The sequence below is a fragment of the Flavobacterium olei genome (assembly GCF_039749035.1).
Classification (GTDB): domain Bacteria; phylum Bacteroidota; class Bacteroidia; order Flavobacteriales; family Flavobacteriaceae; genus Flavobacterium; species Flavobacterium olei.
In genome coordinates this window covers 340,373-366,693 of record NZ_JBDKWC010000004.1, presented here as the reverse complement: position 1 = coordinate 366,693, position 26,321 = coordinate 340,373, and the positions used below count along the sequence as shown (strand labels likewise).

Genomic DNA, 26,321 nt, shown 5'->3' with positions numbered 1-26,321 from the left:
AAGTTTTATTTTTAGAAGAATCGAGGAGATTTAATTTTGCTTTTGCCTTTTACAAACTGATAACGCAGGATAATTTCATGCGATCCATCATTGTATTTGTTCAACTCGCTTACTGTGTAATCAAACGCATATCCAAGATAAAAACTTGGTGAGATTTGAAAACCTGCCAGTATACTAACAGAATCATCTGTACGATACGCTCCTCCTATAACAAACTTTTCCATAATCATAAAATTCGCAGATACATCTGCTGTAATGGGTGCTCCACTTACAGCTTTTACTAAAAATGCAGGTTTGAATTTTAAATTTGGATTCAAATCAAAAACATAACCTCCCATTAAATAATAATGCATACGATCGTAATCTATAGATTCCTGAACGTCGTCATAGTAATTATTCTGAATAAAACTTGGAACAGAAAGTCCTACATACCATCTATCAGTATAGTAGTAAATTCCGGCTCCGACCGCTAATTTCATTTGATTGTTGATATTCTGATTCAGCAAAACATCATCATTATCATAATATCTCCCTTTAGACCAGTCGACGTTTAACATTCTCATACCGGCTTTTAAACCAAAAGCCAGCCTTTTTTCATACCCCAACGGCACCGAATACGCGAAGTTTCCATCAACATATAGCTCGTTTGAAGGGCCAATTTTGTCGTTTACAATACTTAGACCTAATCCTAAATTTTCATTTCTAAGTGGCGACTGAAGAGAGAAAGACTGTGTCTCGGGTGCTCCGTCTATTCCAATCCATTGAGAACGGTATAAAAGAGCTGCTTCTACTGTACCGGCAGATCCGGCATACGCTGGATTTACCGACATAGTATTGTACATATACTGGGTATATTGTGGTTCCTGTTGTGCTGTGGCACACACTGTGATAAAAGAACATATTGCAATGAAATACGTTTCTAATGATTTTATATATAGTTTCATAACGATACTTATTTAGTTTAATTAATTAGATGATTAATAGAGTGGTTTATCTCATTATAGATAACCAGCCTTTTTTAACCGTTCCATCTCCAATGGTTATCACATAAAAATAAGTACCTGTTGGCAACATATCTCCTCTATTAACTACTCCGGAAACATTAGCTGTTCCGTTCCAATCATTTTCATAATTTGCTTTATTGTAAACTAAGGCACCGTATCTGTTAAATACTTTCAGCTCATTGTTCGGATAAGATTCGATGCAATCAATTCGGAACAAATCATTTTTACCATCATTATTTGGCGTAAACTCATTGTAGACAGTCAAACAAATTGGTTCTAAAGTAACTGATGCTGAATTGTTTGTTGTATCAACATCTAAAGGTGTTGAAATTTCTACAGAAGCTACAGTTGTATAATTACCGCTTGAAAGTACTTCTGCAACAATAGTCAGTGTTACACTCTGACCTGCATTTAAGACAGGTATTGTCCAAAGTTGTGTGGCAGGATCGTATATTCCTAAAGATGCAGATGAACTAATTAATTCTAATCCGCTAGGAAGTAAATCGCTGACAATTGTATTTATGAAATCGCCTTCACCCACATTATTTACCGTGATAGTAAATGTTACCTGATCACCAAAATTTGGTGTCGGATTATCTACAGTATGTGTAATTGTTAAGTCTGAACAGCTTGCTACACTAACATTTAATGTTTTAACTGTTCTCTCATTACAATTATTTAAATAAGAAACAGTTACTGTTCCGGGACCTACATCTGACCAGGAAACTGTTACAGACCCATCAGCTGTTGAACCTCCAGAGATAATTGTTCCACCAGTGATCGTCCACACATAATTGGATTTTCCGTTTGCGATCGAATACGTTACTCCTTTGAAAACACATGGAGTATCATCTGTAGTTGCTATTTGAACTGCAGCATCATCTTCAAATGAAATTGTAATTCCTAATCTTGGACCATTATCACAACCATTCGTTGTGTTGTTTAAAGCAGCTGCGTAATAAGTAGTAGCAGTTAATGGTGTATTTGCTGCTAACGCTGTTCCGCCAGTTGGCGTAGTGTAGAAAACAACATTGGTCTCATTTACTAAAATATTAGCTAATGTTGGCAATGCACTTAAACAGAACGTTTGTGATGTTCTTGGCGTTGTTACCACACCTGGCGTATTTACATTTACTGTAACGGCTAGTCTTACCGGATTTTCACAACCAACTGCACTGGCAATTGCTCCGTAATAAGTTCGTGTTACAAGGGCTGTTGTTGAAGGAAGTGCAGTTCCTCCTGTCGCTGTATTATACCACACAACATTGGCTTCGTTTACCTTAATATTGGCAATCGTTGGATTATTCAATGTACAGTAATTTTGTGTTGTATTAGCAGTTGTCGGAGTCGCCGCAGGTGCAACGACTGTAACTGAAACTGCTAAACGGAATGCGCTTTCACAACCCGATACAGGATCAAGAATATTACCATAATATACGCCTGAAGTAAGTGCTGTTCCTGTTGGAATAGCTGTTCCTCCTGTCGCTGTTGCAAACCATGTTACATTGGTTTGATTAACCTGAATATTTGCCACTGTTGGCGAATTTGTTGAACAGAAAGTTTGAGAAGCATTATTTGTTGTCGGATTTACTGTGTTACCAACTGTAATTGCTACCTGCAGTCTCACGCTGCTTTCGCATCCTGTTGCCGGATCTTTTATGGCACCAAAATAAGTTCCTGTTGTTAGTACTGCCATAGAAGCTAATGCAGTTCCGCCAGTTGCTGCTGTGTACCATACTACATTAGGTTCATTCACCTGGATATTGGCTACCGTTGGATTTGTACCAGTACAGAAAGTTTGAGAAGCAGCTGTAGTTGTTGGTGTAGCAGGATTGCTTACACTTACATTGACACTTAATCTTACAGCACTTTCACAACCTGTTGTCGGATCTGAAATCGCTGCAAAATAAGTTCCACTTGTTAAAGCTGTTGTAGATGGAATAACAGTTCCGCCTGTTGCTGCTGTATACCACACGATATTAGATTGAGTAAACTGAACACTTGCAAAGGTCGGTGCATTTACTGTACAGAAGTTTTGTGTACCCGCTGTCACTAATGTTGGTGTTCCAGGGTCATTTACAATAACAGTAACTGCTAATCTTGAAGCACTTTCACAACCTGTTCCAGCATCTGTTAAAGCTGCATAATAGGTTCCGCTTGTTAAAGCTGTAGCCGGAGCAATTACGTTTCCTGCTGTTGGCGCATCATACCAAACAATATTGGTCTGATTAAACTGAACGCTCGCAAAGGTTGGTGCATTTACTGTACAGAAGTTTTGTGTTCCTGCAGTTACTAATGTTGGTGAACCCGGATCGTTTACAATTACATCAACTGCTAATCTTAAAGCGCTTTCACAATTTGTTGTTGGATCTGAAATCGCTGCGAAATATTGTCCTGTAGTTAAAGCTGTCGTAGCAGGAATTAAAGTTCCTCCAGTTAAAGCCGTATACCAAACTATATTTGGCTGATTGATCTGAATACTTGCAAAAGTGGGTGCATTTACTGTACAGAAGTTTTGTGTTCCCGCTGTTACTAATGTCGGTGTTCCCGGATCGCTGACAATTACATCAACACTTAATCTTGACGCACTTTCGCAACCTGTTGCCGGATCTGAAATCGCTGCAAAATAAGTTCCGCTTGTTAAAGCTGTTGTTGATGGAATAACAGTTCCGCCTGTTGCTGCTGTGTACCAAACGATATTAGATTGAGTAAACTGAACGCTCGCAAAAGTCGGTGCATTTACTGTACAGAAGTTTTGTGTTCCTGCTGTCACCAATGTCGGTGTTCCAGGATCAGTTACAATTACAGTAACTGCTAATCTTGAAGCACTTTCACAACCTGTTCCAGCATCTGTTAAAGCTGCATAATAGGTTCCGCTTGTTAAGGCTGTAGTCGGAGCAATTACGTTTCCTGCTGTTGGCGCATCATACCAAACAATATTGGTCTGATTAAACTGAACGCTCGCAAAGGTTGGTGCATTTACTGTACAGAAGTTTTGTGTTCCTGCTGTCACCAGTGTCGGTGTACCCGGATCGTTTACAATTACATCAACTGCTAATCTTAAAGCGCTTTCACAACTCGTTGTTGGATCTGAAATCGCTGCGAAATATTGTCCTGTAGTTAAAGCTGTCGTTGAAGGAATCAAAGTTCCGCCAGTTAAAGCCGTATACCAAACTATATTTGGCTGATTGATCTGAATACTTGCAAAAGTGGGTGCATTTACTGTACAGAAGTTTTGTGTTCCAGCTGTTGCCAATGTCGGTGTTCCCGGATCGCTGATAATTACATCAACACTTAATCTTGAAGCACTTTCGCAACCTGTTGCCGGATCTGAAATCGCTGCAAAATAAGTTCCGCTTGTTAAAGATGTTGTAGATGGAATAATAGTTCCGCCTGTTGCTGTTGTATACCAAACGATATTAGATTGAGTAAACTGAACACTTGCAAAAGTCGGTACATTTACTGTACAGAAGTTTTGCGTTCCTGCTGTTACCAATGTTGGGGTTCCTGGGTCAGTTACTGTAACAGTCACCGCCAGTCTTACTGAACTTTCGCATCCTGTTATAGCATCTGTAGATGCAGCATAGTATATACTGCTGGTTAATGGAGTTGTTGAAGCAATTAGATTTCCACCAGTTGCTGCATCATACCATATTATATTACTTTCATTTACCTGAATATTGGCTACTGTCGCAACTGTAGATAAACAGAAATCCTGAGTATCATCTGTAGTTGTCGATGTATTTGGATCACTAACCATAATTACAGCCTCTTGTAACGTACCTGCAAGATTTTCGCAAGTAGTGGTACTTGACACCGCTACATAATAGGTAATTGGACTTATGGCTTTAGTTAATCCAACTGCTGTTAATACTCCATTAGCATCAATTGTATACGTTACTCCATTACGGATTAAACCATTTGAAATTACCTGCGTCTTATTGGCATCTAAATACCAGGTGAACACTGGCGTAGTCAATGTTGGTGCAGTTGGGGTTAGCGAAGCTGGTACACTATGACAAACTTTTACATCATCAACCAAAATATCATTTACCGTTGAAGGAGGCAGAATAGTAAACGTAATTTGTCTTCTGTCTGCTGCTGCAGTTTCACAAAACTCATCTGAGCTCACTCCAACATAATACGTGTAGGTTCCCGGAGTTAATCCGTTAATTGTTAATTCTGCTGTTGTTGCTCCCGGAACCGCCTGAAGTGTAGTACCAGCAAAAGTATACCATGTGTAAATCGGATTAGTTAAGGCAGGTGTTCCACTTAAGCTTGTGGCTAGAGTTACTGTTCCTGACTGTGAACAAACTGAAGTTGTAGTACCACCATTTAATGTAATATTTGTTATAGCATTTACAGGAGCAGTAGCTTTTACCTCTACAGTAACCTCTCCTCTTGCAAATGTTTCGCAACCGTAACGTACCGGTTGTACATAATATTTATAAATTCCCGCAGTAAGGCTTGCTGGCAATGTAAATGTCAGACCACTTGCTACCACATTTCCTCCTGTTTCGGCATCATACCAGATATAAGTAGAGCACGCCTGCTCCGGAATCTGAAGTGTCAGAGTTTCACCCGGACAAATCGCTATTTTATTTGTAGGGTCGGCTCCTACTATCGTTGTATTTGCTGTTCTTTCTACAGTGTGAACTCTTAAGAATTCAAGTACTCCTGCAACCCCACCAAAACGAATTCTAACTCTATCGTAAATTTCTGTTGGGGAAGACACTAATACTACTGCGAGAGAATTTCCTGGTAATAATCTTAAGCTTAATAAGTTGCTTGTATTTTGAATTGGTGCTCCTACGGCAACATTTCCAAGATATCTTTGAATAGTCAAACCGGTAAGAAGATTAACATCTAAAAGCGCTCCCGGTTTTGAGATTATAATTCGTAAACTATCACTAATCACAGATGGTGTTTTAAACTGAACAGTTAAATCAGACGCAGCCAAAACACCTGCGCCGCTGTACATTGTGGCAAATGTACTGACATCACTATCTGCAACATTGAAAGCGTCACTAACTCCAACCAAAGCAGTTGCTGCACCAACAGGAAGTCCTAAATCTGTTGCTCCATAAAAAACATCCTGTATATCGCCAGGCGTACAAGCTACACTTGTAACCGATCTGTTATAATGAGCATCGAATACTTTTGTGTTTTGAGCAACACTAACTACTGAAGCTGACTGAATTCTAATTCCGTCATAATTTTGCGGACCAGAAGCATCTGAAGGGACAAAAGTAAATTCATATGTATTGTCTCCGGAAATTAAATTTAATAATGACCCGGAAACAGGCTGCATGGTTCCTATATCAGTTCCACCAATAGTTCCAATTACTGACAAATTATGTCCTACAGCCAATAAACTGTATTTAGAACCTAATTTAACGGTAACAGGAGTACCTTTTGCAATAGGAGCCGGCCAAGTCAGATTTTGCCAGGTTGTTCCAACTCCTAAAAGTCCTAAACCTGTAGTTATAGTCGAATAAGTCTGTGGATTTGCATCAACAGCATTTCCATTGTTACTGACACCTCCAGTAAGGATAAACCCAGATGATTGTGCAGTAGCATAGACTCTCTCATTTAATGTCTGGCAGCTGCTTAAATCAATTACATTTATCACTTTGGTTGCAGTTGAAGTACAAGTTCCGTTATTTGCAACAGCAGTATAGGTGTAAACACCAGGCGTGCTTAATGGCCCCGTAGTAAACGGCGGTCCGGCCAATGCATTTCCTTGCGGACCAAACCAGGTTATTGTTCCTGTTGAAGTTGCAGTTAAAGTAACATTTGTACCAACAGCAACTGACTCTGAAGGATTTGTAATGACTAAACTTGGTAAGGCATTTATAGTTACTGTTACAGATTGTCTCGCAGATGGACAAGTTTCAGTTGTTCCGTGAGCTTCGATATAATAGACTCCTCCCGTTGTTAAATTTGCTGCAGCATCTGCAGTAATTACATTGTTTGAAGCATCATAAAAAGTATAAGTTGTACTTCCTGTCGTGTCAAAATTAGTAATTGCATTTCTTAAATTGAAACTACCACAGCCTGGTGCCGGAGAAGGATTTACCGTCAAAGTCGTAGTTGTTGGGAAAGTTATACTAATTGGAAGCAGTGTTCCGTTAGCATTTTCACAAGTTGTCGGACTGGAAACGGATACAAAATAAGTATAAGGAGAATTTCCAGCATTTAAACCAGATACTGTAAGAGCTCCGGTTGCAGCATTCTTAGCAAAAGAAACTGAACCTATTGTGGTTCCGTTTACAATTTCAGTACTCCTATTTTGATCTGTATAATATCTGAATTGGGCGCCTGGCAAAGCAGAGCTGGGTGAAATTACCTCAACTCCTGCACAAGATGCTTCTAAAGGACTTGTAGCGACAATATTAGATGCCAGAGCAAACGGATTTACATTTACAGTAACCAATTGACGGGCCACATTAACACAAGCTCCTCTTGAAGCTTCTAAATAATAAGTTGTTGTAGATGTTAAATTTCCTGTATCTAATGTCTGTACACCATTTACCAGAGTAGTTGGAAGTGCTGCGCCTCCTGTTGGAGTAGCGTACCATGCAAATGTTTCAGAACCTGTTGATGAAGCTGAAAGTAAAGCATTCCGTCCCGTACAAATTGGGGCAGCATTGCCTGTAATCACAGCGTCTGGAAATCTATAAGATGCACCGTATATATCTAAATTTGTTAAAGCGGTAAGCAAGCCTCCTGAGAGTCTCACTTCAACTCTGTCAAAAGTGGCTGCAGCTTTTATACTGGCTTTAAATCTGGTACCTGATAATAATTGAAGATTTATTAAACCTCCATTAATTAATGTTCTGTCTCCATTTTCCACTGTACCATTTAATGTTGCTAAACTCACGGAACCTAATAAATTAACATCAGCAATTCCTCCTGGTAAATTCAATTCAACATCAATAATATCACCTGCCTGTCCCGGAGTACCGAAAATTAATGTTTGCTGAATATAACCTCCGGCTAATGAGACACCAAGTGTAAGTCTTGAGGCCGTATTTATATCTCCATCAACTGCAAATTGAGGATTATTATTACCGCATAAAACACAAGCAACAAGAGTTGACTGAGCAACAGATTGCGAACTTGGTTGCAAACAAGTACTTACAGTATTTATCACCACCACATTTATAGCCGTTCTAGTACTGCTTAAACAATCTCCCGCAGTATTTCTTGCCCGAACGTAATAGGTTTTATTAGCAGTTAAAGCTGGTGTTGGCGTAAAATTATCTGTAGCTACAGCAATTGCTGTTCCGCCGGTTGGTACATCAAACCAATCATGATTGATACCTGCAACCGGACTTACCTGCAATGTTACATTTTGTCCTGACTGAATAATCACTGTCGAAGACAATGCAACTGGTGCAGCTGGTGTCGGAGTGATATTTAATGTTATAGAATTTCTGGTTGATGCACAATCCCCAATTACAGCCTCAACATAATATGTTGTAGTAGAAGATAAAGGCGCAGTTGTAAATGAAGTTCCTGTAAATACTAAATTACCTGCAGTTGCAGCATCGTACCAATTATAAGTTGTTCCTGCAACAGGAGTTTGAACTGTAATTGTAGAAGTACCTCCTGCGCATAAATTAACCGGAGTAGCACTTAAAGCTGGAGCAACTGGATTAACAATAGAAACCTGAACCGCAGCTCTCTCTCCATTAACGCAACCATTTCTGGTTATTTCGGTATAATAAGCAGTATCGGCAGTTAAAGTTGGAGTTGTAAACGCTGCGGTATTAGCCAAAGATGCTCCGCCTGTCGCTGTACTATACCAATTTATAGTTTCTCCTACTGCAAGAGCAGCAGTTAAAGTTGTTGTTTGTCCGCTACAAATACTTGCGTTTCCTGAAATAGCAGGAGCCTTGTATTTATAAGTTGCCTGGTAAATATCTAAACTAGTTAAAACCGATGCCAAACCTCCTAATCGAATTTCAACACGATCAAAATTAGCACCAGCAACAACACTAGCTCTAAAACGATTTCCTGATAATAATTGCAAAGTGATTAACGGATTATTAATCTGAATTCTGTCGTTATTATAAGTTGCCCCATTATAAGTTGCCAGACTAACAGCACCTAATAATGCGACATCTGCCAAACCTCCTGGTAATTCTAACTCAACATCTACTCTGTCACCCGCTTTTCCAGGATTCGTAAATTGTAAAGTCTGCTGAACATATCCATTAATCAAACCAACCGGCACGGTAAGTCTTGCAGCAGTAGCAGGATTTCCATCTACCGAATTATTCGCATTTGTAGAGCTACACAATAAACATATTCCATTTTGCAAAGTCTGCTGACTGCTGGCTTCAAGACAGCCGCCTAAAGCTGCCGGTATAACAGTAACAGTTACCGGTACTCGCGCTGCACTTACACAATTGCCATTTGCACTTTCTGCTTCAACATAATATGTTTTTGTTGCCGTAAGTATAGACGTCGTAAACGATTGAGTATTGGTCGCTACTGGTGTTCCGCCTGTTGCCACATCGAACCAATTAAGCTGCGCTCCGGTCTCTGAAGTTGTTGCATTCAAAGTTGCGTTTTGACCAGACTGGATCGTTACACTTTGTGTCAAAACAGTTGGCGTTGCCGGAACCGGAGTAGAATTCACGGTTACCGGAGTACGTGTAGGACTTGAACAAGCTCCTATTACAGCTCCAACATGGAAAGTTGTACTTCCTGTGGGAACAGTTGGCGCATATGTATTTCCAGATGCCAATAGTGTACCACCTGCAGGATCAGAATACCAATTGTAAGTTGTTCCCGGTACAGCATTTATAACAGATAAAGTAGTTTGCTGAGGCGCGCCTGTAGAACATACAGAAGTTCCCACATTGCTAACTGCCGGTGCAACCGGATTTAAAACGTTTAAAACAACAGGAACACGAACATTCCCTTCGCAGCCGGCTGCTCTGGAAATTCCGATATAATAAGTCGTATTGTTAGTTAACACCGGAGTTGTGAAAGTATTTCCTGTGGCCAATGCGGTAGTAGAAGAGGCTGAACTATACCAGGCAAGTGTAGTACCAGTAGCCGGAGCTGCAGTTAAAGTAGTTGCAGATCCTGCACAAACAGTTTGAGTCAAACCGCCTGTTACAGTAGGCTGTGCAAATTCTAATCGAACATCATAAATACGCAAACTTACCAGCAGGCTTAGAAGACCTCCTACCTGAATCTGAATTTGGTTGGTGTCACCCGTCACATTAAATTTTGCAACTGCGACCGTATTCCCATTGAGCAGATTTAAATTCAAAAGTGGACTATTTAAAGCCACACTCGAACCCACATTATCACCTGAAAGTTTTGCCTGTAAAGAGGCGTTTGATAATAATCCAACGTCCAGCAAACCGTTTCCGGTACCAAAATAAATCGCAATCTGATCTCCAGCTCTCGCTGTCTGATTCAGAGTCAACGTTTCTTCAACAAAACATCCTACTCCAACCGAATTGGTTAAAGTTGCAAAGGTTGTTAAGCCAGCGCTGTCGTAAGCGTTAGCAGGGCTATCTACATTTAGTCCCACACATAGTAATCCACCTTGGCTGTTGGTTTGAGACACTGGTCTGCAAATCGTCTGCGAAAATGCATTACTACCTAGTAAGAATAAAAATAAAAGCCCTAATAATCTCTTTTGAAATTGGAGACTACAAAAAGTAAATTTTTTTTTCATAATTTGGAAGATTAGAAAATGGACAATAAAACAACTCTCGCAATAAGTACAAGTACTTACGCAATTAAATAATCAATTAAAAATCAAATACTTAAAGCAAAATTTAAAAACTTATAACTAAGCTCTTAAACTAGCTTTTACAAAAAAAATATATGTTGAGTTTGGTACATCTGCATGTACCAGAGAACAATTCTATCTTAATCAGATAAAAAAAGTTGTTCTTTTTGCGATGAAAAATGAATTAAATCATTTTCCAGAAAGGAGTGATTTGCAGTAGATCCAATTTTCATATTAGAAAATTTTAGTTGGAGTAGAATGGGGATTCTATTTTTAATTACTCGATTTAATATTCTAAAAAAGTTGATTAATCTTTTTTAAAACAAGGAGAAAAAACTTTCTCGTGATTTAAATTATATCATCATAAAAAAGATACTTCTCGTAATTCATCTTTAGAAAAGGAAAATTAAAAAACATCCATTTAGAATGAAGACAGTTGAATTTATATAGTTTAAAACGATCAGATTTTTGTTTAGAAGGAAGAATAAAGTTGGACAGAATTGAAACTATAACTAAAATAATAGAAAAAGTTAAAGTAAACTGGATTAAGAAAGTAATTGTCAATTCCATACACAGACTATTATGTTATTAGAAATTTAAAATTTTTTAAAAGCAAAACTTTGTTTAACCTTTGTATTATAAAATTAAAAAAAACTAAAACACAAAACAAACATAAAATTCTTATAATTTAATCTTAAAAAATCAATATAAGATTTCTAAGGCGCTAAAACATCAGAAAAAACGGTAGTTTTAACAAATTTATAAACTAAATAATTTCTTAAACAAAATAATGATTAAAATATGTTAAATAGAGAATAAGTAAGTAAAAACTTATATTATTTTTAGTAGTATCGACAAAACTATCCGTTATTCAGACCAAATACAGTCTAAAATAAAAACTATATGACCGAAAGCCATTTATTTAAATTAATTTTAGCAAAACAAGTAGATATACGTAGATTATTTTTGAATATATTTAAACAAAAGTTAAAATAAACTAAAAAAGGGCAAACAATTAACATTTAATTGTTTGCCCTTTAATCTTTCAAAAATTCGAATTATGACTCTATAATTTGATTAATTTGATTAAATAATTGACCATCGCTTAAAAAAGCACCTTGTTTGATCAGTTCGAAGAGGGAAGAATTTCTTTCCTCAGTAAATACTTTTTTGCCAATTTTCATCTCAATATTGTCCGTAAACATATTATCACTTAACCATTGAAGCCCTTCTTTAGTTAAAAAATCAGTTTCAGGAGATAAAGATTTTAATACGATTGACTTCACTTCTGTGTCGAGACAGTGAAATAAAAAAATATGATTTTTAGAAAAGTGTTCTAAATATTCTGCTCTGCTTAAAACCCCTTCCCAAATTAGATCTGAAAAAACATCAAGCTCCTGCTCTGCCACTTCTGGTTTGTTAATTTTAAGTTCTTCCCATTCTTTTCTGTCAATGGTTTGTGTTGCCAAAAAATTTGCAAATTCAGCATGTAATTCATCAAACTGTTCCTTTGTTAATCTTGCGTATTTCATTTATTTTAAGCTTTACTATTTACATTTTAAGTTATAAATCTGTTATGACAAATAACCTAAAATCTAAACTATTTATTATAAAAAAAAATCCCGATTTACATCGGGATTTTAATATTGTAATTTAAACTATTACTTTTCAGCAACAATTTCGTATGGTAAGTCAACAATAACATCTCTATGTAAACGGATGCTTGCGTTGTATTTTCCTGTACGTTTTACGATTCCGCTTGTGATGAATTTTCTATCGATAGCGTTACCTGATTTCTCTAATGCTTCAGCAATATCGATATTAGTAACAGAACCAAAAAGTTTCTCTCCACCAGCTTTAGCAGTAATTTTAATCTCAAGAGCTTTTAAAGTTTCAGCAGTTGCTTTTGCATCAGCAACAACTTTAGCTTCTTTGTGAGCTCTTTGTTTTAAGTTTTCAGCTAAAACTTTTTTAGCAGAAGGAGTTGCTAAAGAAGCAAATCCCTGAGGAATCAAAAAGTTACGACCGTAACCAGGTTTTACAGATACTACATCATCTTTAAATCCCAGGTTTTGTACGTCTTGTTTTAAAATAAGTTCCATGTTGTTGTCCTTATATATTTTAGAAGTTAGGTTCTACATTCAATAGAAACCAGCGACTAGAGTTTTTAATTATTTTAATAAATCGGCCACGTATGGCATTAAAGCTAAGTGACGAGCTCTTTTTACAGCTACAGAAACTTTTCTTTGGTATTTTAATGAAGTTCCTGTTAAACGACGAGGAAGAATTTTTCCTTGCTCATTTACGAATTTCAATAAGAAATCAGCATCTTTATAATCGATGTATTTGATTCCTGATTTTTTGAAACGGCAATACTTTTTAGTTTTGTTAGTTTCAATGTTTAAAGGCGTTAAATATCTGATATCTCCGTCTTTTTTTCCTTTTGCAGATTGCTCAATTGTAGACATAATAATTACGCTTTAGTAGATTTTAATTTAGCTCTTCTTCTCTCCGCCCATGAAATAGCATGTTTATCTAAACTTACAGTTAAGAAACGCATAACTCTTTCGTCACGTCTAAATTCAGTTTCAAAAGCAATTAGAACTTCTCCAGGTACTTTGAATTCGAATAAGTGATAAAAACCACTTTTTTTGTTTTGGATTTCGTAAGCCATTTTTTTAAGACCCCAATCCTCTTTCGATACCATTTCAGCTCCTCTACTAGTAAGAAATTCTTCAAATTTCGTTACTGTTTCCTTCACCTGAACTTCAGACAAAACGGGATTTAAAATGAAAACAGTTTCATAATGATTCATAAATAATAAAATTTATTTGTTAAAATTGGGTGCAAAAGTAATGATTAAATTTATATCTGCAACATTTTTTTCCTCTTATTCGTCATAATGCAAAAATTATTGGTTCATTTTAGTTTATTTCTATAAAAAATAATACATTTACTACTGCTATCCTGAATTTATTCTAAATTTGAAAGTTATGAAACTAAACTGTGTTGTTGTTGATGATAGTTCTATACAAAGGACAATTATTGCCAAACTGGTAAATAATCACCCAGGCTTGCATTTAATTGGCGACTTTTCGAATGCAATTGAGGCAAAAAGCTGTATTTCATTAAATAATATAGATCTTATCTTTCTGGACATCGAAATGCCGGTTATTAATGGTTTTGATTTTCTGGACGGACTTAAATCCAAACCTCAGATTATTTTTATTACTTCTAAAGCTGAATACGCTTTAAAAGCATTTGATTACGATGCTACTGATTATCTGCAGAAACCAATTGCCGTAGACCGTTTTAATGCTTCCGTAAAAAGAGCGATTGATATGCATTTGTTAAAAAAGGATGTCAAAGAAGAAGAAGGCGAACATATATTCATCAAAAGTAATCTTAAAAAACTTAAAATTTTTACTTCTAAAATTAAATGGATTGAGGCTTTTGGAGATTATGTACGGGTAGTAACCGAAGATGACAGTAATCTGGTTCTTTCTACAATGAAATCTTTTGAAAATGATTTATCTAAAGATAAATTTATTCGTGTCCACAAATCATACATTATAAATATAGATAAGGTCGAGCGTTTTAACAGTAAATTTGCCGAAATCGGAATTACTAAAATCCCTTTGAGCAGAAACAAGAAAGAAGATCTCGTAAAAGCTCTTTCAACTTCTTCTTAATTTTCAATAAAAATCTACATTAACGACAACTTTTATAGCTCTGTACTGAGCAACAGCTTCAAAACTATTTAGCATTTTCTGAATAGTTTTTTTTGTATTACCCAAATGCAGATTTTGCGGAATCTTAATCACGATAGTCCTTATATATTCATTTCTTATTCTGCTAATTGCCGGTTCTTCAGGTCCCAAAACAGGCATTCCGAGATTTTGACTCAGAACCTGATACAGCCACATAGATCCTTCTTTCAATTTATCAAAATCCTTATGTTTTAAAGTCAGCTTTATGATTCTGAAGTAAGGCGGATATTTATAAATCTGTCTATCATACAATTGTTCCTTATACATACCTATATAATTATGGTCTGTAACCTGCTGAATGGTATTGTGACTTGGATTATAAGTCTGAATAACGACTTTACCCTGTTTCTCTGCTCTCCCGGCTCTTCCTGCTACCTGGGTCATCATTTGAAAACTGCGCTCAAAAGCTCTAAAATCAGGATGATGCAGCATATTATCGGCATTCATAATTCCAACCAGACTTACATTATCAAAGTCCAACCCTTTGGCCAGCATCTGTGTTCCGACCAAAATATCGATTTCACGATTTTTAAAAGTGTCAATTATTTTTTCAAAACCAAATTTACCACGCGTAGTGTCCTGATCCATTCTTCCTGTTTTTGCCTTTGGAAAAAGCGAGACCAACTCCTGCTCTATCTGTTCTGTACCAAAACCTTTTGTAGTCAGGTCGATACTCGAACAGCTATGGCAATTGGTCGGTTTGGCAATGGAATAGCCACAGTAATGACACCGAAGCTGATTTTTGTTCTTGTGATAAGTCAGACTCACATCGCACTGTTGGCAATGTGGTACATGTCCACAAGTAAGACATTCTATTATAGGAGAATAGCCTCTTCTGTTTTGAAAAAGTATAATTTGTTCTCCAAGCGATAATGCTTCGGCAATTTCATCAATCAAAACATCACTAAAGTGTCCTGTCATTTTTTTTCTGAAATGCTTGTCTTTCAGATCAACCAAAACCACTTCCGGTAAACGAACATTTTTATAACGCTCTGCAAGAGTTACTAATCCGTATTTATTGTTTTGGGTATTAAAATACGTTTCAATACTTGGGGTGGCAGAGCCCAGCAAAACCTTCGCATTATGAAAATTGGCCAAGACAATCGCGGCATCCCTTGCATGATAACGTGGCGCAGGATCGGTTTGCTTAAAAGTCTGCTCATGTTCTTCGTCTACAATTAACAATCCTAAATCATTAAATGGTAAAAACAAAGCCGACCTTGCTCCTATTACAATTTGGGCTTTTTCAGAATTTTCGAGTGTTTGTCTCCAAACCTCAACTCTTTCATTGTTACTGTATTTGGAGTGAAATACAGCCACTCTATCTCCAAAATGAAGACGCAGACGAGAAACCAATTGTGTAGTCAGCGCTATTTCCGGAAGCAGATACAAAACCTGTTTCCCTGTTTGTAGATATTCTTCAATTAACTTGATGTATATTTCTGTTTTTCCACTCGAAGTGACGCCATGAAGGAGTGAAACTTCTTTTTCTGTAAAACTATCTTTAATCGCTAAAAAAGCTTTTTGCTGCGCTTCACTTAACTGAAGTTCTTTTTCTGTTTTTTCTCCTTCATAAGAAACACGATCCTGCTGCAGGAAGTACTCTTCAAAAATTTCTTTTTCAACCAAAGATTTAACCGCTGTTGCACTAGCATTTGCTACTTCTGTCAGCTTTTTTACTGTAATTGGTTTTTTCTCAGAAGCACTAAGCTGAAAATACATTAAAACAATTTCCTTTTGTTTATTGGCATTTTTTAAGACATTCAGCAGTTCTGCCAAACCATTATCAGACTCATATTTCGAATGTAATTTTACATATCGAACTAATTTGGGTTTATAGGTTTCTTTTATTTCCTCATCCAGAAAAATAATATCTTTCGCGATTAATTTTTGCAGAATTGGAAGAATATTTTTTTTATTCAATATGGAAGCAATTTCCTGAACCTTCAAAGAGCTTTGATGATGTAAAGCTTCATAAATTAAAAATTCATCATCAGAAAGTTCGCTGTCGTTTACAATAACATCTGCTTTATGCGAAATTATAGTTTCGCTTTCCAATAACAATCCGCTTGGAAATGCACCGCGATAAACATCTCCAATAGCACACATATAATAATTGGCAACCCAAAGCCAGTGTTTAATCTGGATTTCGGTGGCAATTGGCTGTTCATCTAATATCTGATGAATTTCTTTTGCCTCATACAATGTGGGAGCATTTTCATGCACATCCAGCACAAGCGCAGTATATATTTTGCTTTTACCAAAAGGTACGGCGACACGCATTCCTTTTTTAATGAAATCGTATTCAGCTTCAGAAATTTTATAAGTAAATGTCTTGGCTAAAGAAAGTGGTAAAATAACTTCAATGAAATACATGCAATGTTTTTATAAGCCAGTAAAATTATTACTTCTGACCGGATTTTTGAGAGGTTGTACTGGAAAGATTATAATCATAAACCATTTTCATAGTATGATCCAGAGATTTTATATTTGTCCAGCCATCGTGTCCGGGAATAATATACTGCGGATTCTTAAATTTCGCCTGTACTTTTTTAATTGATTGCGCCCATTCCTTAACATCAGAATCTCCTAAATAACCCAGGTCTTTTGCCTCGGTACTTTTTACAAAACAGCCTCCGTAAAGAATCTTTTCTTTCTCAAACCAAACCACAATATTATCAGGCGCATGACCTTTACCCGGATAATACGCTTCAAATTTATATTTCCCGACATTAAAGATTGTGTCGTTTGGGAGGATAAATTCGGCTCTTTTTTCGTTTTTCTTTTTTAGAATCTCATCTGTCAGTTTACAGGAATAGGTTTTAATTCCTTTTTTTCTGTAGAAATCTAATCCACCGGCGCGATCATCGTGCGAATGTGTCGCAAAAACCATAATAACATTTTTGTTGTGCTTTATTTTTATGCTGTCCAATAATGGCTGAAACTGACTTTTATCCCATGGAGCATCAAACAACACAACACCTTTCTCTGTGACAAGATACATGGCATTGGCAGAAATTTTTGCACCTTTATAATCGTTAAAAGTCCTGTAAATATAAAAGTCACCCGTAAGATGACTTATTTGTAATGGCAAATTTTTAGATTGTCCAAAGCTGTGTAAAGCCATAAAGAACAATAAAAATAAGAAAACTGTTTTTCGCATTTAAACCTATTTTACTCTTGACCAGTATTGTGTTCTTCCCATAATTGAAACGCCCACATAACCTCTAAGTTTTAATTTATCTGCAGATTCTAAAGTAATATAACATTTGTATTTTTTACCGCTTGTAGGATCGAGAATTGTTCCTCCATTATATTCTGAACCGTCTTTTTTAAGATTAGTTATAATAACCATTCCTAAAATAGGTTTATTTTTTTCGGCACCTTCGCATTTTACACAAAGATCTTTTTTATGATCTGCGCGCAATATCTCTATTACTTTACCATATACTTTTCCTGATTTTTCGTAAATCTCCACAATAGATTTTGCCTCTCCTGTTTCGTCATCAATTGTCTTCCATTTTCCAATAACACTTTGACTTTGCATGGTTAGTGCAATAAAGAAAACGCCGATAGTTAGCATCCAGTTTTTCATACTATTTATTTTTTTTTTGTTTTAATTTTCTGATAGAAGCATTCAGTTCGAACCCTAAAAGCAGAATCATACAGTTTATCCAAATATAAAACATTAGAATTAATAATGTTCCAATAGAACCATAAAGTTCGTTATATTTTGAAAATTTTATAACCCAAATCCCAAAAAAGAACGAAGATATAACAATTAAGATGGTCGTAAAAACAGAACCGATACTTATAAAAGGTACTTTATTGTACTGTTTTGTTCCATAACGTAATAATATCGAAGATGTTATCAGGATCATTAAAATAACAAACAAATATCGGCCCAAAATAATCAGCGGAATTCTGTCGCTCAACACATCCTGAATAATTGTCTTCTGAATAAAAACCTCAAAAACAACAATCGTCGCAACTGTTACAAACAGTATAATTGTCATAACCAGCGAAATAGCCAGCGCAACCAGATACTGACTAAAAAAACCGCGCTTGTCAAATACATGTTTAGAAGATTCAAAACCGCTTAGAATACCGTTAATTCCGTTGGCCATTAAAAAAATAGAAAGTAAAAATCCCGACGATAATAACCCGGAATGACTATTATTTAAGATATCGCTGATAATCTTACTAATTGCATCGTAGGTATTTGGCGGAACACCCTGCTGCACGAATTGCAAAAAATCTTCCTGAAAATTGTCTATCGGCATAAACGGAATCAGGTTTAAAATAAATAAAGTAAAAGGAAATAATGCCATAAAAAAACTAAAAGAAACCGCGCTGGCATGATACGAGAATGCACCTTCAAGAATACCCAAAGTATACATTTCCATTAAATCATACAGCGAAAAACCCTCCAGCCACGGCAGTTTTATTCTTTTTAAAAATCGGGCTGCAGAACGAATCACAGGAATTTTCTCAATCCGGTCTTCTATCTCTTTAGACATATTTTTTTTAGATTTTTAGACTTTTTAGATCGTTAGACTTTTTAGATTTCAATCAAATTGATAGTTTGCAATTTAAAAAGCTTTCAGACTCAAATCCATATTATAGACCGAATGCGTTAACGCTCCGGACGAAATATAATTTACACCGCACAAAGCATATTCGCGGATTGTTTTTTCATTTATATTTCCCGAAGATTCTGTCTGGCATTTAGTTCCAATTAATTGCACAGCAGTTTTGGTATCTTCATAATTAAAGTTATCGATCAGAATTCTATGAACGCCGTCGCTTAAAAGGATTTCACGAATTTCGTCTAAATCTCTGGCTTCTACAATTATTTTTAAATCCAGATTATTTTCTTTCAAAAATTCTTTGGTTTTTTTGATTGCTAGCGTAATTCCTCCTGCAAAATCTATATGATTGTCTTTTAACATCACCATATCATAAAGCGCAAAACGGTGGTTCTGGCCTCCTCCAATTTTTACCGCCCATTTTTCAGCAGCTCTAAAATTGGGAGTCGTTTTTCTTGTATCTAATATTTTAGCGCCCGTACCTTCTAACAATTGCACATACTGATTGGTTTTTGTAGCAATGGCAGACATTCGCTGCATCGTATTTAAAACCACTCTTTCGGCTTTCAAAATAGACTGTGAACTTCCCGAAACCTCAAAAACAACCTCACCGTATTCTACATGAGTACCGTCTTCTATATAGGTTTTTACTTTTAATTGAGGATCTACATGCTCAAAAATCATCTTAGCGAGCTCCACACCGGCAATAATTCCCTGATCTTTTACCAATAATTTAGCTTGTCCGTAAGCTGAATCCGGAATACAAGCCAGCGAACTGTAATCGCCCGGGCCTACATCTTCGCGAATCGCATTGGTAATCATTAGTTGTAATTCGGCTTCAAATTGTGCGTCGCTAATCATATTTTCTATATTTTATGAAATGCTAAATTAGAACATATTTTATGGAATTAAAAGTTTAAACAACATGAAAAAACAGATCGAACATTTAAAATTTGATTTTTAACCATCCAGATATTCCGGCAAATTACTTTAAAATAATATGGGCGTGTCCCTACGGGCAGGGCTATCCACTCCAAGTCCTCGCTCTTCCTTCGTCAGGCTGCGGGCTTTTCACTCCTATCCCTCACGCAAACGGCACACCAGAACCGTCGTGTCATAATTGGAGTACAGATCTTCATAAACTTACTATCGCATTGGCATAAATAGAAGAACATTAAATATCTTTGAGTTTTATACAAACCAAAACATGGGATTAATTAAAGATATTTACTCCGTTGCTTTCTACGAAAAATTTGGTCTTGCAGTCGAGGAAGTCCATCCGACCTTCGATAAACAAAAATTTATTGAAGCCATTTACAACGGAGATTTTGAGCAAAAAGAATGGAAGGAAAGAATGAAACATACAACCGTTGTTTTTCATCAGTTTATGCCGCAAAATTTTCCTGAAGCCGTTTCTTTAATTGACAAAATCATTAAAAACCTCAGAAAAAATAATTTTACAGACAGCAATTTAGCGTTTATATTTTTTGCAGATTATATCGAACAATATGGTTTAGAAGATTTTCAAACCTCAGCAAAAGCTTTTGTTACAATAACACAATTTATAAGCTGCGAATTTGCCGTTCGTCTTTTTATTTTAAAATATAAAGAAAAAATGATCGACGAAATGGTAAAATGGTCTCTGCACGAAAATCATCACGTTCGAAGATTAGCAAGCGAAGGTTCACGCCCGCGATTACCGTGGGCAATGGCGATTCCGTTTCTTAAAAAAGATCCGGTTTCCATTCTTCCGATTTTAGAAAATCTAAAGAATGATCCTTCAGAATATGTGCGCAGAAGTGTGGCCAATAATTTAAATGATATTGCAAAAGATAATCCGCAGATTGTTTTAGAAATTGCTTCAAAATGGAAAGGACAAACCAAAGAAACAGATGCCATTATAAAACACGGATGCCGGACTTTATTAAAACAAGGTCATCCCGAAATCCTCAATCATTACGGTCTGGAAAGTACAAATATTGAACTTTCCTCATTCGAAATTAAAACGCCAAAAGTAAATATTGGAGATTATCTTCAATTTCATTTTCACTTGAATAATAAAAACGAAGAACCTAAAACAATTCGTTTAGAATACGCCATTCATTACAAAAAAGCAAAAGGGCATCTGGCGAAAAAAGTCTTCAAAATCAGTGAGAAAATCTATCAGCCAAATCAGCTAATTAAAGTAGAACGAAATCAGTCTTTTAAATTGATTACGACGCGTGTTTTTCATACCGGAATGCATCAATTGTCGATTATTATTAATGGCACTGAAAGTGAAGTTTTGGAATTTGAATTGATTAATTAAAAATACGAATTTCATTTTTATCTATTTGAACAAAGTATTGTCAGGCTGAGCGAAGTCGAAGCCACGTATGCTGAATCACTTTGCGGGCTTCGACTACGCTCAGTCTGACAAAAAATACGCTTTTTTCAATAACAATAATGAATTGATTACTCATCTATTTTCCTTATTTTTATAATCTAAAAATCCAAAAATACTTTCTTAATCTAAATTAAGTTACAGACAAACCCAATAACTGTAATTTTGTTTTCAACTAAAAAATACCACATGTCAAATATCAGTTTAATCATCGAAGAACGCGCTGCCAACATTGGCAATTTTATGGTGGGAAGATTATTGCCTTTCCGCGAAAAAAGAGCCGTTGGACCATTTGTATTCATCGATCACATGGGACCTGCACATTTAAGTGACCACGAAAATATGGATGTTCCGCCGCACCCGCATATCGGACTTTCGACACTTACTTTTTTGTTTGAAGGAAGCATTATGCACCGCGATAGTTTAGGAACAGAACTCGAAATTAAGCCAGGTGCTGTAAACTGGATGACAGCAGGAAAAGGAATTGTACATTCTGAAAGGACTCCGGAATACCTTCGACATTCAGACAAAATGCTTCACGGACTTCAGATTTGGGTTGCGCTGCCGAAAGAATTAGAACAAATGGACCCGAATTTTACACATGTAGAAGCACAGGATATTCCGGCCTGGGAAGAAAAAGGCGTTTCTTATAAATTAATTGCCGGGGAAGCTTTCGGCAAAAAATCTCCGGTTCCCGTTTACAGTCCGTTATACTTTATAGAAATTAAAAGTACAGAAGCTGCTAAAATTAATATTGGTAAAGACTTATTCGGCGAAAGCGGATTGTACATTCTTGAAGGAAGTATGAAAAGTGGCGAACACATCTACGATCCAAAACAGATTCTAATTACCAATGACAGCACACTTTGTGAATTTGAAATTGCAGCAAATACGACAGTTTATATTTTTGGAGGACAACCTTTTCCTGAAGAACATTTTATCTTTTGGAATTTTGTATCTTCAGACAAGCAATTAATTGAAAAAGCCAAACAAGACTGGACAGCACAGACTTTTCCAAAAGTGCCGGGCGAAACTGATTTTGTACCACTTCCTGAACCAAGAATTAAATAATTTCTATGAATACAATTACAGCAAAAATCGACACCCGAAAATATCGCACAGAAATAACATCTGCAACCGGCAACATTCTGATTTCTGACGAGCCTCAGGAAATGGGAGGTAAAAACTTAGGCTTTAGTCCGTTTGAACTTCTGGCTTCTTCCCTTGCGTCCTGCACTCTCATCACTTTACGAATGTACATAGACCGCAAAGCCTGGGACGTTTCAGAACTAACTATTTGGGTAGATTTTGAAAAGGATGAGGAACATACTGTTTCTTTATTCAAAACTAAAATTCAGATAACAGGAAATGTAGACGATGCACAGAAACAGCGAATTTTAAAAATCGCAAACAGCTGTCCGGTGCATAAAACATTAGTAAACACAATTAAGATAGAAACTCATTTAGTATAATCATGGAAATAAAACAAACAGACGATAAAAGAAAAGGCTCTTTTGAAGCAATACAAGATGGCAAACAAGCAGGCGAAATGACCTATACCTGGGCGGGAGATTCTAAATTTATTATAGACCACACAGAAGTGAGCGAAGATTTTGCCGGTCAGGGCGTGGGCAAAAAACTCCTTATGGCAACTGTAGAATTTGCGAGAGAAAATAATGTGCAAATTATTCCGCTTTGCCCTTTTGCAAAAAGTGTTTTTGATAAGGTTGAGGACATTAGAGATGTGCTTTCTTCTTAAGGGTACAAAGGCTCAAAGAGACAGAGGTTCAAAGATTTTAAAAGTAGAGACGTACAGAGTGCGTCTTTTTTTGTTTCCCATAAGTAATAAATTGTTTAGAACCTTTTACTCTGTCCCTCTGAACCTTTGTCCTCCAACAAGGTACAAAGGTTCAGAGGGACAGAGGTTCAAAGCTTTAAAAGTAGAGACGTACAGTGATGTGTCTTTCACCGAAAAGATAAATTGTTTAAAAAGTTTATCCTATGTCGCTGTGAACCTTTGAACCTTTGCCCCTCAAAAAAAAACCATTTTCAAATTTTCGCAGAAATTCCTATATTTGCATGTAATTTAAACTTAGAGTATGACAAGGATAATTACACTTTTCTGTATTTTTATAACACAAATCGGCTTTTCTCAATCGGCTGAGAGTTATTTAGAAAAAAACAGAAATAATGAAGCGCTCTTAACTGCTTTTTTTCAACAAATGCCCAAAGGAGGCGATCTACATCATCACTTTTCAGGATCAGTTTACGCAGAGCCGCTTTTAGAAAGAGCGATCGCAGAAGATTTTTATTTGAATATCGAAACTATGGCAGTTTCTAAAACCAAACCTGCAACTGGAAACTGGCAAACTTTTTCTTCGCTAAAAAATATCGGAAAACTGGATTTTTATCAACAGCAAATCATGCAAACCTGGTCGGTTAAAGATTATAACGGCTCGGTTCCTTCTGATGATTTGTTTTTTGATTCCTTTATGAAATTCGAACCCACTATTCAGGGTCATTTTGCAGAAGGAATGCTGGAATTAAAAAAACGTGCAATTGCTGAAAATGTAAGTTACATTGAGACGCAGCTAAGTACAATTCCGTGTGATATGGATGTTGCTGATTTGGCAGATTTTAATTCTAAACTTCGAAAAGCTGCTGCGCAAAGAGACGAAAAAGCTGTTTTAAAACTTTTAGACGAATTGTATAAATCTTTTCAGAAAAAAGACGCAAAGAAATATGCTGAGGATTTCAACATTAATTTCCTGGCCAAACTTCATAAAGATTTAAAAATTGATGACGAACGTTTTACCATGCGTTATCAGAATTTTGTGCTTCGCTTTATGGAACCGGTAGATTTGTTCAAAAATCTGGCTATTGCTTTTATTTCGTCAAGCGAAAGTAAACTAACTGCAGGAGTCAATATTGTCTCTCCAGAACATGGCGAAAATTCGATGAAAGATTACTGGCTTCACATGGTGATGTTTAAATACTGCCATTCTAAATTTTCGGATGTAAAATATACGCTTCATGCGGGCGAACTGACTTTAGGTCTCGTTCAGCCCGAAGAACTGACATGGCATATTAACGACGCCATTTATATTGCAGGCGCTAACAGAATTGGCCATGGAGTTGACATTGCCTACGAATCAAATTCGTATGATTTGTTGAAATATATGTCTAAAAACAATATTCCGATCGAAATTAATTTAGTGAGTAACGAATTTATTCTAAAAGTGAAAGAAAACCGACATCCGTTTACGCTTTACAAAGAGTTTAATGTGCCAATCGTAATCAGTACAGACGATGCCGGTATTTTGAGAAGCAATATGACCGAACAATATGTTTTGCTTGCAAAAAGATATCCTGATGTTACGTATGAGACAATTAAGAAATATGTTTACAACAGTATCAATTATAGTTTTATTCAGGATGAATCCGTCAAAAAACAATTACTGAAAGATTTAGATAATCGTTTTAAAACTTTTGAAGCTAAGTTTTCTAAGAACTAAATTGTTTAATCAAACAGAAAATTGCACGCAGATTTAAAAAAGATTAAAGCAGATTTGAAAAAAATTAAATGTAAATTCGTGCTAATTCGTGAAATTCTTGGCAAACTACAAAACAATGAACATCAAGCTTATCGCCATTGGCAAAACCGACAATAAATCACTGCAGACTTTAATCGACGATTATACTAAACGCCTGTCTTTTTATATAAAATTTGAACTGGAAATTATTCCCGATATCAAAAACGTAAAAAACTTATCCGAAAGTCAGCAAAAGGAAAAAGAAGGCGAATTAATCTTAGCTAAATTAACACCGACAGATCAGTTAATTTTATTAGATGAAAATGGCAAAAACTTTTCCAGCGTTGGTTTCTCTGAAGAATTACAAAAGAAAATGAACTCCGGAATTAAAACGCTTGTCTTTGTAATTGGTGGCCCTTACGGATTTTCGGATACGGTTTACAGCAAAGCGCAGGGAAAAATTTCGCTTTCGCTGATGACGTTTTCACATCAGATGGTGCGTCTATTTTTTATCGAACAATTGTATAGAGGTTTTACAATATTAAGGAATGAACCTTATCATCATCAGTAGCGATTTTGTTTCAGGTTGTTTAGTTTTAAAACGCTGATTTATCTAAACTTTAGAAAATAAATTCTTCATTTTTATTTATAAAAACATAGTCCTTTTTTGTCTGCATCACTTTTTCGACAAGAATTTTACATTGGATATAATCTCCGTACGTCATATTTTTATCATAAGAAAATTTAATTTCAGCCTTTGGATTTATATTTAAACTATCTATAAATGCTCTTAGATCATTTCTAGGAAAATCGTACGTATTTCTATAGCTGGTAAAGAGAATCTTTCCGTTTTTCTTAAAATACAATTGACTTCTGTTATTAGCTATTCCCGTTGTGTAAAACAATTTGGTGAATGGTAGAAAAGCTAAATTTTTCCCTACAGAATCTGCGTAGGAATAGTAGTTTTCAGCATTTTTATTTTTATGGGCACTGTCGGCTCTTTTCTTTTCCTGCAGCTTCATCACTTGGGGAATTACCAATTTTAAAGGCAAACGTTTGTCGATGTTAAAAATCCAATTCGTTGAAATAATACTGCTTTTACGGTTTACATCGGCGATTGTATCTTTTCCTTCTGTTTTGAAAAAGATGTAAATTGGCGAGTGATCCTCGACATTTTTAACTATCGTAATGTTTGATTTCGGCAGCAGAACATCTTCTTTTTTTCCGCAGGAGAAAAGAAACAAACAAATAAGTACAGCAAAATATTTCATATTTATTA

At 36.0% G+C, this 26,321-nt stretch carries 19 protein-coding genes; 7 read left to right on the top strand and 12 right to left on the bottom strand.

The window, feature by feature from the left end:
• Positions 1-11: 11 nt before the first annotated feature.
• From ABEB31_RS12460 to rpsF, 6 genes are all read right to left on the bottom strand, one after another.
• Positions 12-944: a PorP/SprF family type IX secretion system membrane protein gene (locus tag ABEB31_RS12460; RefSeq protein ID WP_347051949.1), complete on the bottom strand. Its 933-nt coding sequence runs from the start codon at positions 942-944 to the stop codon at positions 12-14.
• A gap of 46 nt (positions 945-990) precedes the next feature.
• Complete coding sequence (locus tag ABEB31_RS12455; RefSeq protein ID WP_347051948.1) at positions 991-10,710, bottom strand: Ig-like domain-containing protein; 9,720 nt, start codon at positions 10,708-10,710, stop codon at positions 991-993.
• 1,115 nt (positions 10,711-11,825) lie between these two features.
• Positions 11,826-12,299, bottom strand: a complete 474-nt coding sequence (locus ABEB31_RS12450; protein WP_347051947.1) for a DUF6495 family protein — start codon at positions 12,297-12,299, stop codon at positions 11,826-11,828.
• 129 nt (positions 12,300-12,428) lie between these two features.
• The gene (rplI, locus tag ABEB31_RS12445) at positions 12,429-12,869 is read right to left on the bottom strand and encodes a 50S ribosomal protein L9 (RefSeq protein WP_347051946.1); all 441 of its coding nucleotides are present in this window, start codon (positions 12,867-12,869) and stop codon (positions 12,429-12,431) included.
• Between the two features lie 69 nt (positions 12,870-12,938).
• A complete protein-coding gene (rpsR, locus tag ABEB31_RS12440; protein WP_002987043.1) occupies positions 12,939-13,235 on the bottom strand; it encodes a 30S ribosomal protein S18 in 297 nt (98 codons plus the stop codon).
• Between the two features lie 5 nt (positions 13,236-13,240).
• Positions 13,241-13,582 (bottom strand): 30S ribosomal protein S6, encoded by a 342-nt coding sequence (rpsF, locus tag ABEB31_RS12435; protein ID WP_347051945.1) that lies wholly within the window; start codon positions 13,580-13,582, stop codon positions 13,241-13,243.
• Between the two features lie 178 nt (positions 13,583-13,760).
• On the opposite strand from rpsF, the gene ABEB31_RS12430 reads away from it, so the two are divergent.
• A complete protein-coding gene (locus tag ABEB31_RS12430) occupies positions 13,761-14,459 on the top strand; it encodes a LytR/AlgR family response regulator transcription factor (RefSeq protein ID WP_308068294.1) in 699 nt (232 codons plus the stop codon).
• A 3-nt stretch (positions 14,460-14,462) separates the two neighbouring features.
• Here ABEB31_RS12430 and priA read toward each other — a convergent pair whose 3' ends face one another.
• From priA to nadC, 5 genes are all read right to left on the bottom strand, one after another.
• The gene (gene priA / locus ABEB31_RS12425) at positions 14,463-16,913 is read right to left on the bottom strand and encodes a replication restart helicase PriA (RefSeq protein ID WP_347051944.1); all 2,451 of its coding nucleotides are present in this window, start codon (positions 16,911-16,913) and stop codon (positions 14,463-14,465) included.
• Between the two features lie 28 nt (positions 16,914-16,941).
• The gene (gene bla-B1-FLAV, locus ABEB31_RS12420; protein ID WP_347051943.1) at positions 16,942-17,700 is read right to left on the bottom strand and encodes a subclass B1 metallo-beta-lactamase; all 759 of its coding nucleotides are present in this window, start codon (positions 17,698-17,700) and stop codon (positions 16,942-16,944) included.
• Between the two features lie 6 nt (positions 17,701-17,706).
• Positions 17,707-18,132 (bottom strand): DUF2147 domain-containing protein, encoded by a 426-nt coding sequence (locus ABEB31_RS12415; protein ID WP_347051942.1) that lies wholly within the window; start codon positions 18,130-18,132, stop codon positions 17,707-17,709.
• A gap of 1 nt (position 18,133) precedes the next feature.
• Complete coding sequence (locus ABEB31_RS12410; RefSeq protein WP_347051941.1) at positions 18,134-19,057, bottom strand: YihY/virulence factor BrkB family protein; 924 nt, start codon at positions 19,055-19,057, stop codon at positions 18,134-18,136.
• Positions 19,058-19,129: 72 nt separating this feature from the next.
• Positions 19,130-19,987 carry a carboxylating nicotinate-nucleotide diphosphorylase gene (gene nadC, locus ABEB31_RS12405; RefSeq protein ID WP_347051940.1) on the bottom strand — a complete coding sequence of 286 codons (858 nt, stop codon included), beginning with the start codon at positions 19,985-19,987 and terminating at the stop codon, positions 19,130-19,132.
• Positions 19,988-20,333: 346 nt separating this feature from the next.
• On the opposite strand from nadC, the gene ABEB31_RS12400 reads away from it, so the two are divergent.
• The 6 genes from ABEB31_RS12400 (at position 20,334) to rlmH (ending at position 25,613) form a co-directional block, all read left to right on the top strand.
• Positions 20,334-21,434, top strand: coding sequence for a DNA alkylation repair protein (locus ABEB31_RS12400; protein ID WP_347051939.1), 1,101 nt, complete (start codon positions 20,334-20,336; stop codon positions 21,432-21,434).
• Between the two features lie 264 nt (positions 21,435-21,698).
• Complete coding sequence (locus tag ABEB31_RS12395; RefSeq protein ID WP_347051938.1) at positions 21,699-22,580, top strand: pirin family protein; 882 nt, start codon at positions 21,699-21,701, stop codon at positions 22,578-22,580.
• Between the two features lie 5 nt (positions 22,581-22,585).
• Positions 22,586-22,981, top strand: coding sequence for an OsmC family protein (locus ABEB31_RS12390; protein ID WP_347051937.1), 396 nt, complete (start codon positions 22,586-22,588; stop codon positions 22,979-22,981).
• A 2-nt stretch (positions 22,982-22,983) separates the two neighbouring features.
• Complete coding sequence (locus tag ABEB31_RS12385; protein ID WP_347051936.1) at positions 22,984-23,268, top strand: GNAT family N-acetyltransferase; 285 nt, start codon at positions 22,984-22,986, stop codon at positions 23,266-23,268.
• A 340-nt stretch (positions 23,269-23,608) separates the two neighbouring features.
• Positions 23,609-25,024 carry an adenosine deaminase gene (locus ABEB31_RS12380; protein WP_347051935.1) on the top strand — a complete coding sequence of 472 codons (1,416 nt, stop codon included), beginning with the start codon at positions 23,609-23,611 and terminating at the stop codon, positions 25,022-25,024.
• A gap of 115 nt (positions 25,025-25,139) precedes the next feature.
• Positions 25,140-25,613, top strand: coding sequence for a 23S rRNA (pseudouridine(1915)-N(3))-methyltransferase RlmH (gene rlmH, locus ABEB31_RS12375; RefSeq protein ID WP_347051934.1), 474 nt, complete (start codon positions 25,140-25,142; stop codon positions 25,611-25,613).
• 49 nt (positions 25,614-25,662) lie between these two features.
• On the opposite strand, the gene ABEB31_RS12370 is transcribed toward rlmH, so the two are convergent.
• A complete protein-coding gene (locus ABEB31_RS12370) occupies positions 25,663-26,313 on the bottom strand; it encodes a hypothetical protein (RefSeq protein WP_347051933.1) in 651 nt (216 codons plus the stop codon).
• Positions 26,314-26,321: the final 8 nt, after the last annotated feature.